This window comes from Burkholderia sp. Bp9090, from assembly GCF_003857985.1.
Lineage (GTDB): Bacteria > Pseudomonadota > Gammaproteobacteria > Burkholderiales > Burkholderiaceae > Burkholderia.
The window spans coordinates 59,960-73,316 of sequence record NZ_QTPV01000007.1 but is presented as its reverse complement, the minus strand read 5'-3'; the positions used below and the strand labels follow the sequence as shown (position 1 = coordinate 73,316).

Below are 13,357 nucleotides of genomic sequence, written 5' to 3'. Positions count from 1 at the left end.
GCAACGGGGCAGAGCGGGGCGCGAATGGCGCGGCTGCGCCGTTGCAGGACCGCCGCGCTCCGCTCACCGTTCGCCATTCGCGCCATTCGCGTCAGCGCAGTCTCCCATCGTCGCCGCTCAATGCCCGGCGCTCTGGCCGCCATCCACGTGCAGGATCTCGCCGGTAACGAACGGCGCCGAATCGAGATACAGGATCGCGCCGACGATGTCGCTCATCTCGCCCATCCGGCCGACCGGATGCAGCGAGGCGAGCGTCGCGTGCGTGTCGGGCGCATGCATCGGCGACTTGATGATGCCGGGGGACACGGCGTTCACGCGGATGCCGGCCTTCGCGTACTCGATTGCGAGCGACTTCGTCGCCGCGTTGAGTCCGCCTTTCGTCAGCGATGCGAGCACCGACGGCACGTTGCTGTTCGCGTGGTCGACGAGGCTCGTCGTGATGCTGACCACGTGTCCGCCGCCGTTGCGTTGCATCGCCGCGATCGCGCGCTGCGTGATGTGGAAGAACCCGTCCAGGTTCACGCGGGTGATGGCCGCATAGTCGTCGGCGGTGTATTGCGTGAACGGCTTCGCGATGAACACGCCGGCGTTGTTGACGAGCGTGTCGACCCGGCCGAAGCGCTCGAGTGCGGTATCGACCACCCGCCGCGCGACGGCCGGGTCGCCGATGTCGCCCGCGACAGTGACCAGATCGGGATCGTCCGACGCGCCGATCGAACGGGACGTCGCGACGACCCGATGGCCCTGGGCGCGGAATGCGTTGACCGTCTCCGCGCCGATGCCTTGCGATGCGCCGGTGACGATGATGACTTTGGATGTGCTCATGATATGCCTCGACAGGTGACTGGTTTTCGGCTTCGGTGCCGACCGGATCGATGAATCCGATGGACCAGACTTTAGGCGCGTCGCGCCGGAGTTCGAACACCCACCGTGGACCAACAGTCTTGCGTCGCGGGAACAAATGCGGGAAAGAACGGGGCGGCCGCGACGGCGATCGTTGCAGCGGAAGGGGAATCGACGCGGCTGCGAACGAAGCAGCAATCGCGGGCGACACCGCGCGTCGAATCGCCGTGAAATCCGGGATTCGTGCGAGGAAGTGCTGTCAATGCCGCGCGATGGTGTGCTCGGACACGTCGGGTACTTCGATGGCTTATCGGATCTGTCCGGATAACTTTTCTTATCACAATAGCATCGATATGAATCGAAACCGGCGAGTACGAAAACGTGTCTGACCTGACCTGCATACGCTTCCTGTTCCGTCCGCGGCCCGGGCTTGCTCATCTGCTGGCGCATCGAATCGAACTGCAATCACGGCAACGGTCCGTACGTCTCCGTTTTCTCGCCTACGTCGGCCTCCGACTCAAGCCTCGGAGAACAGTGGGGCAAAGTGCGGTTCGAGATCGGGGAAAGCATCTGCGTGCCGATCTCCGAGCCGGTCTGGCGTCGAGGGCTCGAGCTCCTCGACCAACCTGGCCGATGTCTGACCGGCCCGATACCGCGTCAGATCGATGGACGACGCCTTGATCATCGCCATCGAGTTGCTGCACATCGCATTCCGCGTGCGCTTTGGACGAAAGACCGAATCCCCCCGGGCAATCGAGTCGCCCGTCAGAATGCAAACCCCGTCCTCTCGGGCAACAACTCTCCGCCAGGTCTGTTCGCCATATCGACACGCCGTCGAGCTGCTCCACGAGATGAGAACGGTGTCGGTTGACGGGCGCTCGAGAATCACGATGCGGACGGCCTCCAGGTTTGAGTGGCTCATGCACGCACGCTCATCCACTCCCGGAAAGGGCGGTGCGGCCGGAGGCGATCGCAGGACGTCGAGAATCCTGTCCCAGCGATGCCGGTCGCTGATGCCGTTCGTGACATCGTCGGTACCTGGAGTGTTTTCCATAGCTTCATGATCGCCATTGGATAAGCGTCAAAGGCGACGTCGGCGTGAACCCGGCGTGTGCGATCGTGCTGACGCCGATCCGCGGCCACGCACCGTTCAACGAACGAAAAACGCGTGAAAAGCGGGAGAGGGAGGTGACCCGCGAATGCAGGTCACACTTGCAAAGTACGGGCGTCGACGTTTCGTGTCGGTAACTTCGGTCGTCACGCTTCAACTGGACGTGACGACGCACTGACGCGTGAGAAATCCAGAACGACCGTCACGCTTGTTTCGTCGATTTTGAGGCCGACCGTGCGTGCGCGGTTTCGCGAACCTGCGTCATCGCATGCCGCCACTGGCGACGATATGCTCGCCCGTCAGCCACTTTGCGTCGTCGGACGCGAGGAAAACCGCAATCGACGCAACGTCGTCCGGTCTGCCCACGCGCCCGAGCGGCGTCTGGCTGACCGCGGAACTCTCGAACTCCGATCCGATCACCCCGGCGCTTTGCGCGCCTTCGGTCACGATCACGCCGGGATTGATCGTATTCACGCGAATGCCTCGCGGCCCGAGTTCACGGGCGAGCGCGCCGGTGATGGAATCCACCGCGCCTTTCGTGCCGCTGTAGACGGCAGTCGTCGCCGGTGTGAGCGTCGAGACGACCGAACTGACATTGATGATGCTGGCGCCTTCGCCCAGGTGCTGGACGGCGGCCTGTGTGGTGAGCAGCACGCCGAGCACGTTGATGTCGAACTGCCTGCGGTATTGCGCTTCCGTGAACGCCTCGATCGGGGCGAACTCGTAGACGCCCGAGTTGTTGACGAGGATGTCGAGGCGGCCATACGTTTCGATCGCCGCATCGACGATGCCTTTTGCATCGGCAGCCTTCGACACGTCACCTCCGACGGCAACCGCTTTTCCTCCGGCCGTGGTGATGGCGGACACGACGTCATCCGCGCCCGTCTTGCTGCTTGCGTAGTTCACTACGATCGACGCGCCCTCTGCCGCGAGCGCCTTGGCGATGGCGGCACCGATACCCTTCGACGCACCGGTTACGACGGCCACTTTCCGTGCAAGCTTGCCCATGATGTTCACCTCAGTGTGAATGATTCCGTTGATGGACACCGGCATGCCGTCTCGCCCAATGCGATCGCCGGTGTTTTCTGCCTATGCGGACCTGCGTACGATCGCGATCGGGTGGCGCGGCGCGACTGGCCGGGCATCGATGCGCGGGACACGGCACCTTCAACCCGGCCATGCCGAATTGCGGATGACGGAACAGAAATTCCCCCGATGGAAATGAGGCTCCTTGTCGGCGATCACGTCGGCTTTCACGTTGCCGAACGTGGTTTCCGGCTTGTGCCTGATGCCGTCGTAGAACGCCTGAATGATCTCTTCCTTGAAGTGCGGCGGGCGGGGATGCGCATGCGTCACGGCTTCGCGCTCCTCGTGCGTGAACGCGTGGTACGACAGTCCGAGCACATCCATCTCGACCCCGGCGGTCACCAGCGCGACGACCGGGTGCATATGGCGCGGAATGCCGGGCGTGGTGTGCAGCGCAATCGCCGTCCAGACGAGATCGATGTCGGCCGCGTCGATGCCCCGGCCCGAGAGAAAGTCGCGGGCCGCATTGGCCCCGTCGACTTCGAAGCGTTCGGTGGCGCTGCTGTACGCTCCGGTGAGGCCGACGTCATGAAACATGGCACCGGCGTACAACAGTTCCGGATCGAATTTCAGGCCGCGGCGCACACCCTCCAGCGCACCGAACAAATATACGCGGCTCGAATGATGAAAGAGCAGCGGGGTGGACGTGTCGCGCACGAACTCGGTAATTTCCTGCGCAAGCTGACTGTCGGGCACCGCGACATCCTGAATGAACTCTGACATGACGGTCCTCCATCGAAATGTGAGCGGACGCCGGCGTCGTGGCGGACGCCGCACGCGAATGGCTGGCTACTTGGCTGCAGTCGTCGCCCCGATTCTTGCCAGGGCCTCGCGAACACCCGCGCCGTACTCGGGGTCGGCCTTCGTGCAATTGAGGATGTGGCGTTCCTGGATATGCGCCTGAACGGAGGCCATCTGGCGTGCGGTGTTGTCGAACAGCAATTGTTGCTGCGCCTGACTCATCAGGCGAAACAGGTTTCCCGGCTGCGCGAAGTGATCGACGTCCACGCGGTGGTCCCAATGCGCGGCGTCGCCTTCGATTCTCAGCGGCGGCTCGTGAAGATCGGGCCGCACTTCCCACTCGCCGGAACTGTTCGGATAGTAAGAAGGCGTGCCGCCGAGGTTGTCGTCGGTGCGCATGGCGCCGTCGCGGTGGTAGCTGTGGAAGGGGCACTTCGGCGCATTGACGGGAATGTGATTGAAGTTCACGCCCAGCCGATACCGTTGCGTGTCGCCGTAAGAGAACAGACGTGCCTGCAGCATCTTGTCCGGCGAAAAGCCGATGCCGGGCACGACGTTCGCGGGTGAGAAGGCCGCCTGCTCGACCTCGGCGAAATAATTGCCCGGGTTGCGGTTCAATTCGAGTACGCCGACCTCGATCAACGGGAAATCGCTTTTCGGCCAGACCTTGGTCAGGTCGAATGGATTGAACGGCAGAGATCTGGCCTCGTCGTCGTTCATCACCTGAATGAAGAGTGTCCAGCGCGGGAAGTCGCCGCGCTCGATGCTCTCGTAAAGATCGCGGCCATGCGTTTCGCGGTCCTTGCCCACGAGCTGTTCGGCTTCGCCGTCCGTCAGATTCGCGACGCCTTGCTGCGTACGGAAGTGAAACTTCACCCACGTCCGCCGATTGTCGGCATCGACCAGGCTGAACGTATGGCTGCCGAAACCATGCATGTGGCGATAGCTGCGCGGAATGCCCCTGTCGCTCATGACGATCGTGACCTGGTGAAGCGCCTCCGGCAAAAGCGTCCAGAAATCCCAGTTGCTGTTTGCGCTGCGCAGTCCCGTGCGCGGGTCGCGCTTGATCGCGTGGTTGAGATCGGGAAAACGCAGCGGATCACGGAAGAAGAACACGGGCGTGTTATTGCCCACGATGTCCCAGTTTCCTTCTTCCGTATAGAACTTCACCGCGAAGCCGCGGATATCGCGCTCGGCATCGGCGGCGCCGCGCTCGCCGGCGACCGTCGAAAAGCGCATGAATACGGGCGTTGCCTTGCCGATTTCCGAAAAGAGTTTGGCCTTGGTGTAGCGCGTGATGTCGTGCGTTACCGTGAATACGCCGTGCGCGCCCGATCCTTTGGCGTGCATGCGTCGTTCGGGAATCACCTCGCGGTCGAAGTGCGCGAGTTTCTCGATCAGCCAGATATCCTGCAGCAGCGCGGGGCCGCGCGGGCCGGCCGTTTCGATGTTCAGATTGTCGGCAACGGGCGCGCCCGTTGCGTGATCAAGACGCGTAGACGTATCGCCGTTTTTCATGCCTCGACTCCAGGAGGGTTGGGCGGACCGGCGCAGCGCCATACCGTTCCAGGCTGGCGGCCGCGCGAAACTTTACGGGCAAATCAGCGTGCTATCCCGGCGGGTGCGGTGAAAAGAAACGGCCATACCGCGACGGCCACCCGCTCGATCCGTGACGAGCCGCGCGGGCATCGACGAGTCGATGTGAGAGAAGCGTACCTGTCGGGTGCCAGAACGATCTTGTATAAAACAACGATTCGATGGACGAATCGCGGACGGCCGTCGAACACCGGGGCAGTGGTTGGACTCGGATCAGAGGCGGTGGTGCGTCGCGCGTCGACGCATATCGAGCGAGCGCGCAAGCGCCGATAACGACGTTCGCACCTGTCCGGCGCTATCGGTTCCGCTGCGCCCAGTCTTTCGGCCCGCACCCTTCGAGGCGCGAGAACACGCGCGAAAAATGACTCTGGTCGAAAAATCCGCAGTCCGATGCGACGCTGGCCAGGCTCGCATCTGTTTCCCGCAACAGCGATTTCGCGCGCTCGATGCGGCGCTTGAGCAGCCACTGATGGGGTGTGCTGCCGGTCGTCTGCTTGAAGGCTTCACCGAAATAGCTGGTGGAGAGATTGCACTCGCGCGCGAGATCGGCAATCGAAGGATTGTCGTGCAGGTGGGACGCGAAATAATCTTCGATGCGCCGCATCTGCCACGGAGCGAGTCCGGAGCGGCGCGGCCGGAGCGCCGGATCGGCTCGGCCATATCGTGTGACGACGTGTTCGCAAAACGCCAGCGCGAGGTAATCGATGAACAGCGCACTCGTCAGGTCGGGCTGCTGCAGGACCGCCTGCAGCGTATGCGAAAGACTGAACAGCACCGGGTCGCTGGCGCCGAGATGCGGCTGCACGAGTCCGCCTATGCGCCGGCGCCGCTTTTGATCGGTGAATTCCTCGATCGCGCTCTGGGCCAGATAGAGCCGCATGGTATCGAACGGCATGTCGAGACGGCGCGTGGGGCTCGAGCGCAGGTCGAGCAGAAAGCAGCTGCCGGGACTGCACGACGCGGAAGCATCGAGGTTACCGCCTGAATAACGGAGGCCGGGATCGGGGCTCAGTATCAGCGGCATCTGAAAGACAAAGGCTTCCTCCGGTTGCGGCGTGAGCGAGCGCCCCGGTTGAGGCCGGGGGTTCGTCAACCGTGTGAACGAGATAGGCTGCCCGTGGGAGAAAATGCCGGCCCGCACGGTGGGCGCATCTCGCAGTAGAAACCGTTTGGCGAGGGCGTCGTCTGCAACGGGTTGCCCGAAATCGACGTGATTCCTATCGTTCATTCATCGCGCCTTGGAGTGCGCCCGTACAGGCGTCGTGTGCCTTTACCCGACGGCGGGTTCAAATGAAAACAGGCCCAATTTAGCGCAATTCGATGACTGGCGCGCGACTGGTGTCGTGACGCGCGAGACGCTCTCCGATTGCGGGCGCGACGCGCACGTCAATGGTGCGGTGCGCTATTGCGCGAACCAGGAACGTGCGGAGGCTCCATTGCGCGCGCCAGTGCAGGGCGGTGGCGTCAGCGTGAGCTCAACGACGTCTGCGCATCGTGCGATGCCGGGTCCCAGCCGCCGCCGAGCGCCTTGAACGTCGAGATCGCTGCACGAGCGGATTCCGTCTGTGCCTGTGCACGCGCGTCGGCGGCCTGGAGCAGCGTCTCGTTGGCGTGCAATACGTCGATGAAACTCGCTGCACCGCTGCGGTACGCGGTCATCGAGGAATCCTTGGCGCGGGAAAACGACGACTCGGCATGCGACAGCGTGGCAGCCTGCGCCTCTCGATTCACCAATGACGAGAGCGAGTTTTCGACGTCCTCGGAGGCGCGGAGCACGGCCTGCCGATAGGCCGCGAGCGCTTGCGCGTCGGCGCCTTTCGCCGCGTCGACATCGGCACTGATGCGGGCGAAATCGAACAGTCGCCAGCGCAGCCCGACGAGGCCGGCCGCCTGGTTGGCGCCGCCCGAGAACAACGTACCGGCGGCGGCCGAGGTCGCGCTGCCGAGGAAGGCGTTCAGCGAGACCGTCGGGTAGTACTCGCCGATCGCAGCGCCGATGCGCGCATTGGCGGCGGCGAGGTGACGTTCGGCGGCGATCAGATCGGGACGTCTTTGCAGCAGATCGGCTGGCGTGCCCATTTCCGCGAGCGCCGGCGCGACGGGGATCGGGGAAGGCGAGCCCAGCTCTGCCCGGTGCGTGCCAGGAGGTGTACCGAGCATCACGTCGAGGGCGTTCGACGCCGCATCAAGCGCCGCGAGGAGGACGGGCACGCTGGCCTGCACCTGGTCGAGCGCACCTTGCGCCTGCTGAACCTGATAGTCGGCCGCCGCGCCCTTCGAATACAGGAGTTTCACGTCTGCGAGAAGCGCCTGCTGCGTCTGCACCTGCCGGGTCGCGATATCCAGACGGGCCTGGAGCCCCCGGATCGTGACGTAGATATCGGCGGTCTGCGCTGCGACGGCAAGCCGGGTGGCGACTGCCGCCGCCCGCGTTGCCGAGTAATCGGCGAGCGCGGCTTCACGCTGACGGCGCAGACCGCCAAAAATGTCGATCTCCCAACCGGCCTCCAGGTTGGTTTCGTACTCGGTGCCCCAGCGCTCGTACCCCGGCGTGGCATTGAGCAATCGCCCCAACGGCGTATCGACAGACTGATAGGCTCGTGCCGCCGACGCGGAAACCGAGGCCGACGGCAGGAGCGCCGCGTTGGCCGTGCCGAGGCGCGCGCGCGCCTGAGTGATTTGCGCGACGGCCTGGGCCAGGTCCAGGTTCTGGGCCAGCGCCAGCGAAACGTAATGCGTGAGCAGCGGGTCGTTGAAGCTTTCCCACCATGCGGACAGATCGGCAACCGGCGCCTTTGCCGCGCGGGCGGGCGGCTGGGTCATGTAGTGCTGCGCCAGCGGCGCATCCGGGCGGCGGTAGTCGGGACCCACGGCGCACGCCGAAAGGGCGGCGACGCTAGTCAGGAGAACAAGTGGACGGCGCAAGGGCATGATCATCTCGGGAGCGACAACGGGAGGGGAAATATAGTGACCAATATACAATATGGTCACACGTTGTCAACTGACGAGCGTCGGACTAAGCTTGAGGCATGAACAAACCGACTCCCTCCACCTCTTCGTCCCGTGGCCCCTCGGACCACGAAGTTCGCGCCCAGATCGTCGACGCCGCGACGGAATACTTCAGCCGTTACGGCTACGAAAAAACCACGGTCTCCGATCTCGCGAAGGAAATCGGGTTTTCAAAAGCCTATATTTACAAGTTTTTCGACTCCAAACAGGCGATCGGTCAGGTCATCTGCGCCAATCGCCTCGCCGCGATGATCGCCGCAGTCAGGGAAAACATCGACGGCGCGCACAGTGCGACGGAAAAATTTCGCTGCATGTTCAAGACCTTACTTTCAACCGGAGGCCAGCTTTTCTTCCAGGATCGCAAGCTCTACGATATTGCCGCCGTGTCGGCCGAATCGCTCTGGCCATCTGTCCAGAGTTATGAGGACCAGATCCGGCAACTCATCGCCGATATCCTGCGGCTCGGACGAGAAACCGGCGAATTCGAACGCAAGACGCCGCCGGACGAGGCGGTGAATGCGATCTTTCTGGTGATGAAGCCTTACTTCAATCCCTTGCTGCTGCAGTACAACCTCGATGGCGCGGAAGAGGCGACGGCCCAACTCGCGAGCCTGGTACTCAGAAGTCTTGCTCCATGAATCTCGCTGTGACTATTGACTGATTTGGTCACTAGTATCAGAATGAGGTCTCCTGTTCTTTGCGAGAGGGGATCTCATGTTCCGGCGCCATCGTCTTGTCTACACATTGGGCCTGGCTTCGCTTGCGCTCGCAGCATGCGGCGAGCATCCGGCTGCTGATCCGCGTACCGAGGCGCCACTTGTGCGTACAAGCGCCGTTCACGGTGCGGCGCGTACGAGCCGGTCGTTTTCGGGTGTCGTGGGCGCCCGCGTTCAGAGCGATCTCGGTTTCCGCGTTCAGGGTAAAGTCATCGAGCGACTGGTCGACGCGGGCCAAACGGTCAAGCGCGGCCAGCCCCTGATGCGCATCGATCCGATCGATCTGGGGCTGCAGGCCCGTGCGCAGCAGAAACTCGTGGACGCTGCGCAGGCGCGCGCGACGCAGACGGCTGCCGACGAGGCGCGGTATCGGGATCTCGTCGGGGCGGGCGCGGTGTCGGCATCGACCTACGACCAGCTCAAGGCGGCGGCCGATTCCGCCAGGGCCCAGCTCGTCGCAGCGCAGGCGCAGGCCGTGCTCGCCAACAATGCTTCCGGATACGCCGTCGTCATGGCGGACGCCGACGGCGTGGTGGTCGAGACGCTGGCGGAGCCGGGCCAGGTCGTCGCGCCGGGACAAATCGTCGTGCGGCTCGCGCATGCCGGCCCCCGCGAGGCCGTCGTCCAGCTTCCCGAGACGCTGCGTCCCGCGTCCGGCTCGATTGCCGCGGCGACGCTTTACGGCGCGGACCAGAAGCCCGTTCCCGCCGTCCTGCGCCAGCTCTCCGATTCTGCCGATCGGCTGACACGGACCTACGAGGCGAGATACGTCCTCGAGGGCGCGCTCTCGAATGCACCGCTCGGCGCGACCGTGACCATCGATCTCGCCGGCGATGCCGGCCAGACACAGGCCGGCATGGTGGTGCCGGTCGGCGCCTTGTTCGATCCGGGCACGGGCACCGGCGTCTGGACCGTCGATCGATCTCAATCGCGTGTGACCTGGCACAAGGTTCGTGTCACCGCATTGAGCGACGACAGTGCGACGGTGACTGGCGATCTTCGCGAAGGCGACCAGGTCGTCGCGCTCGGTGCCCAGTTGCTGCACGACGGAGAGCGCGTGCGTCTCGCCAACGACAAGCTGGCCGCGGCATCCGTCTCCACGCAAGGAGCAGCGCAATGAGCGGCTTCAATTTGTCGGCTCTTGCGGTGCGGGAGCGCTCGGTCACGCTGTTTCTGATCATCCTGATTTCGATCGCCGGCGTGATTGCCTTCCTGAAACTGGGGCGGGCCGAAGATCCGCCATTCACCGTCAAGTCGATGACGGTCATTACGGCATGGCCCGGCGCGACCGCGCAGGAAATGCAGGACCAGGTGGCCGAGCCGCTCGAAAAGCGCATGCAGGAGCTGCGCTGGTACGACCGGACCGAGACCTATACGCGTCCGGGGCTGGCCTTCACCACCGTGACCTTGCTCGACAGTACGCCGCCCGCGGACGTGCCCGAGGAGTTCTATCAGGCGCGCAAGAAGCTGCACGACGAAGCGGGCAACCTGCCGCCCGGCGTGATCGGCCCGCTCGTCAATGATGAGTATTCCGACGTAACGTTCGCGCTGTTCGCGCTCAAGGCGAAAGGCGAGCCGCAACGATTGCTGGTGCGCGACGCCGAGGGATTGCGCCAGCGGCTTCTTCATGTGCCGGGCGTCAAGAAGGTGAACATCATCGGCGAGCAGGCGGAACGGATCTACGTGTCGTTTTCGCACGACCGGCTCGCGACGCTCGGCGTGACGCCGCAGGAGATCTTTGCCGCGCTGAACAACCAGAACGTTCTCACGCCGGCTGGTTCGATCGATACGGCGGGCGCGCAGGTCTTCATTCGTGTCGAAGGCGCCTTCGACAAGCTGCAGACCATCCGTGACACGCCGATCGTCGTTCAGGGCCGCACACTGAAGCTCTCCGATGTGGCGACCGTCGAACGCGGTTACGAAGACCCGGCCACGTTCCAGATTCGCAACAAAGGCGAACCGGCGTTGCTCCTCGGCGTCGTGATGCGGGACGGCTGGAACGGGCTCAATCTCGGCAAGGCGCTCGACACGGAAGTCGCATCGATCAATGCCGGGCTGCCGCTGGGCGTGAGCCTCACGAAAGTGACCGACCAGGCCGTCAACATCCATTCGGCCATCGACGAATTCATGGTGAAGTTCTTTGTCGCGCTGCTCGTGGTGATGGTCGTGAGCTTCGCGAGCATGGGATGGCGTGTCGGCATCGTCGTGTCGGCGGCGGTGCCGCTGACACTCGCGGGCGTCTTCGTCGTCATGGCCGCAACGGGCAAGAGCTTCGACCGCATCACGCTCGGTTCGCTGATTCTCGCGCTCGGCCTGCTCGTCGACGACGCGATCATCGCCATCGAAATGATGGTCGTGAAAATGGAGGAGGGCTATAGCCGCGTCCAGGCATCAGCTTACGCGTGGAGCCACACGGCCGCACCGATGCTGTCGGGCACGCTGGTCACGGCTGTCGGCTTCATGCCGAATGGCTTTGCGCGCTCGACGGCCGGCGAATACACCAGCAACATGTTCTGGATCGTCGGCATCGCGCTGGTCACCTCGTGGATCGTGGCCGTCGTCTTCACACCGTACCTCGGCGTCAAGCTGTTACCCGACATCGCCGTAATCGAAGGCGGCCACGAGGCGATCTACAACACGCCGAACTACCGGCGCTTTCGCCGCTTCCTCGGGCGCGTGGTCGCGCGCAAGTGGATGGTCGCCGGGATCGTGGTGGCATCGTTCGTGGTCGCCGTGATGGGCATGGGGCTCGTGAAGAAGCAATTCTTCCCGACTTCCGATCGCCCGGAAGTGCTCGTCGAAGTGCAGATGCCCTATGGGACTTCGATCGAGCAGACCGCGTCGGCAACGGAAAAGGTCGAGGCATGGCTCGCGAAGCAGCCGGAAGCGCAGATCGTGACCTCGTACATCGGGCAGGGCGCTCCGCGCTTCTATCTGGCCATGTCTCCGGAGCTGCCGGATTCGTCCTTCTCGAAGATCGTGATCCGCACGAATGACGAGCGACAACGGGAAGCGCTCAAATTCCGTCTGCGCAAGGTCATCGCCGAAGGGTTGGTGCCCGGAGCGCAGGTTCGCGTCACGCAGCTGGTGTTCGGCCCTTACTCGCCTTACCCCGTTGCGTTCAGGGTCATGGGCCCGGACGCCCAGACGTTGCGCACCATCGCCGCACAGGTCGAACGGACCATGAACGCCAGCCCGATGATGCGAACGGTGAACGCCGACTGGGGGCCGCGTGTTCCCACCGTGCATTTCACGCTCGATCAAAATCGGCTCGGGGCGTTCGGACTGACGTCCAGCTCGGTCGCGCAGCAACTGCAATTCCTGCTGACCGGCATTCCCGTCACGCACGTGCGCGAGGACATTCGTTCCGTGGAGCTCGTCGCGCGTTCTGCGGGCGACATCCGGCTCGACCCGCAACGGATCGACGGATTCACGCTGATCGGCGCCGCAGGGCAGCGGGTGCCGCTCTCGCAGGTCGGCAAAGTCGACATCCGCATGGAGGATCCGATCCTGCGCCGGCGCGACCGAACGCCGACGATCACCGTACGCGGCGATATCGCCGAAGGGTTGCAACCGCCCGATGTGTCGACCGCGATGCTCGCGCAGCTTCAGCCCATCATCGCGAAGCTGCCGGGCGGCTACCGGATCGAGGAGGCCGGCTCCATCGAGGAGGCCAACAAGGCGACAACTGCGCTCGCGCCGCTGTTCCCGATCATGATCGCGCTGACGCTGCTCATCATCATTTTTCAGACGCGCTCGATTTCCGCCACGATGATGGTGTTCGCGACCAGTCCGCTGGGTTTGATCGGTGTGGTGCCGACACTCCTGCTGTTCAATCAGGCCTTCGGCATCAACGCATTGGTGGGACTCATTGCGCTCTCAGGCATCCTGATGCGCAACACGCTGATCCTGATCGGCCAGATCGAAGAGAATGCGCGCGCGGGCATGACGCCGTTCGATGCGGTGGTGGAGGCAACGCTGCAGCGCTCGCGGCCCGTGATCCTGACTGCGGTCGCCGCGATGCTTGCGTTCATTCCGCTTACCCATTCCGTGTTCTGGGGCACGCTGGCTTATACGCTTATCGGAGGAACATTCGCCGGAACGGTTCTGACGTTGGTGTTTCTGCCGGCCATGTACTCGATCTGGTTCAAGATCCGTCCCGGGGCAGGGGAAAACCACTCTGCGCTCGAACCCAGCGCCAGCGTGACGACGTAGGCCGGTGCGCTCCGGGCGATGACGGTCTCGCCCGGGGCGT

10 protein-coding genes are annotated in these 13,357 nt (G+C 63.7%); 3 read left to right on the top strand and 7 right to left on the bottom strand.

Annotated elements, in window-relative coordinates; all coding sequences use genetic code 11:
* Positions 1–117: 117 nt before the first annotated feature.
* The 7 genes from DIE16_RS09410 to DIE16_RS09380 form a co-directional block, all read right to left on the bottom strand.
* Complete coding sequence (locus tag DIE16_RS09410; protein WP_124892170.1) at positions 118–825, bottom strand: SDR family NAD(P)-dependent oxidoreductase; 708 nt, start codon at positions 823–825, stop codon at positions 118–120.
* A 535-nt stretch (positions 826–1,360) separates the two neighbouring features.
* Positions 1,361–1,897 carry a DUF3331 domain-containing protein gene (locus DIE16_RS09405; protein WP_124892169.1) on the bottom strand — a complete coding sequence of 179 codons (537 nt, stop codon included), beginning with the start codon at positions 1,895–1,897 and terminating at the stop codon, positions 1,361–1,363.
* Between the two features lie 318 nt (positions 1,898–2,215).
* On the bottom strand, positions 2,216–2,962 hold the full coding sequence (locus tag DIE16_RS09400) for a glucose 1-dehydrogenase (protein ID WP_124485714.1): 747 nt from the start codon (positions 2,960–2,962) through the stop codon (positions 2,216–2,218).
* 159 nt (positions 2,963–3,121) lie between these two features.
* Positions 3,122–3,763 (bottom strand): HD domain-containing protein, encoded by a 642-nt coding sequence (locus DIE16_RS09395; protein ID WP_124892168.1) that lies wholly within the window; start codon positions 3,761–3,763, stop codon positions 3,122–3,124.
* 66 nt (positions 3,764–3,829) lie between these two features.
* The gene (locus DIE16_RS09390; RefSeq protein ID WP_124892167.1) at positions 3,830–5,299 is read right to left on the bottom strand and encodes a catalase; all 1,470 of its coding nucleotides are present in this window, start codon (positions 5,297–5,299) and stop codon (positions 3,830–3,832) included.
* Between the two features lie 373 nt (positions 5,300–5,672).
* Entirely contained in the window at positions 5,673–6,605 is a 933-nt protein-coding gene (locus DIE16_RS09385) for an AraC family transcriptional regulator (protein ID WP_124892166.1), read from the bottom strand.
* A gap of 236 nt (positions 6,606–6,841) precedes the next feature.
* A complete protein-coding gene (locus tag DIE16_RS09380) occupies positions 6,842–8,308 on the bottom strand; it encodes an efflux transporter outer membrane subunit (RefSeq protein WP_124892165.1) in 1,467 nt (488 codons plus the stop codon).
* Between the two features lie 98 nt (positions 8,309–8,406).
* Between DIE16_RS09380 and DIE16_RS09375 the strand changes: the two genes are divergently transcribed.
* The 3 genes from DIE16_RS09375 (at position 8,407) to DIE16_RS09365 (ending at position 13,317) form a co-directional block, all read left to right on the top strand.
* Complete coding sequence (locus tag DIE16_RS09375; protein ID WP_124485450.1) at positions 8,407–9,024, top strand: TetR/AcrR family transcriptional regulator; 618 nt, start codon at positions 8,407–8,409, stop codon at positions 9,022–9,024.
* Positions 9,025–9,100: 76 nt separating this feature from the next.
* Positions 9,101–10,222, top strand: a complete 1,122-nt coding sequence (locus DIE16_RS09370; protein ID WP_124892164.1) for an efflux RND transporter periplasmic adaptor subunit — start codon at positions 9,101–9,103, stop codon at positions 10,220–10,222.
* On the top strand, positions 10,219–13,317 hold the full coding sequence (locus tag DIE16_RS09365; RefSeq protein ID WP_124485448.1) for an efflux RND transporter permease subunit: 3,099 nt from the start codon (positions 10,219–10,221) through the stop codon (positions 13,315–13,317). Before DIE16_RS09370 ends, DIE16_RS09365 begins: the two co-directional genes overlap by 4 nt.
* Positions 13,318–13,357 lie beyond the last annotated feature (40 nt).

Excerpts from the sequence above, each read along its gene's own strand:
- DIE16_RS09410 (WP_124892170.1), bottom strand. The coding sequence starts at position 825 with ATGAGCACATCCAAAGTCATCATCGTCACCGGCGCATCGCAAGGCATC.
- DIE16_RS09405 (WP_124892169.1), bottom strand. The coding sequence starts at position 1,897 with ATGGAAAACACTCCAGGTACCGACGATGTCACGAACGGCATCAGCGAC.
- DIE16_RS09400 (WP_124485714.1), bottom strand. The coding sequence starts at position 2,962 with ATGGGCAAGCTTGCACGGAAAGTGGCCGTCGTAACCGGTGCGTCGAAG.
- DIE16_RS09395 (WP_124892168.1), bottom strand. The coding sequence starts at position 3,763 with ATGTCAGAGTTCATTCAGGATGTCGCGGTGCCCGACAGTCAGCTTGCG.
- DIE16_RS09390 (WP_124892167.1), bottom strand. The coding sequence starts at position 5,299 with ATGAAAAACGGCGATACGTCTACGCGTCTTGATCACGCAACGGGCGCG.
- DIE16_RS09385 (WP_124892166.1), bottom strand. The coding sequence starts at position 6,605 with ATGAACGATAGGAATCACGTCGATTTCGGGCAACCCGTTGCAGACGAC.
- DIE16_RS09380 (WP_124892165.1), bottom strand. The coding sequence starts at position 8,308 with ATGCCCTTGCGCCGTCCACTTGTTCTCCTGACTAGCGTCGCCGCCCTT.
- DIE16_RS09375 (WP_124485450.1), top strand. The coding sequence starts at position 8,407 with ATGAACAAACCGACTCCCTCCACCTCTTCGTCCCGTGGCCCCTCGGAC.
- DIE16_RS09370 (WP_124892164.1), top strand. The coding sequence starts at position 9,101 with ATGTTCCGGCGCCATCGTCTTGTCTACACATTGGGCCTGGCTTCGCTT.
- DIE16_RS09365 (WP_124485448.1), top strand. The coding sequence starts at position 10,219 with ATGAGCGGCTTCAATTTGTCGGCTCTTGCGGTGCGGGAGCGCTCGGTC.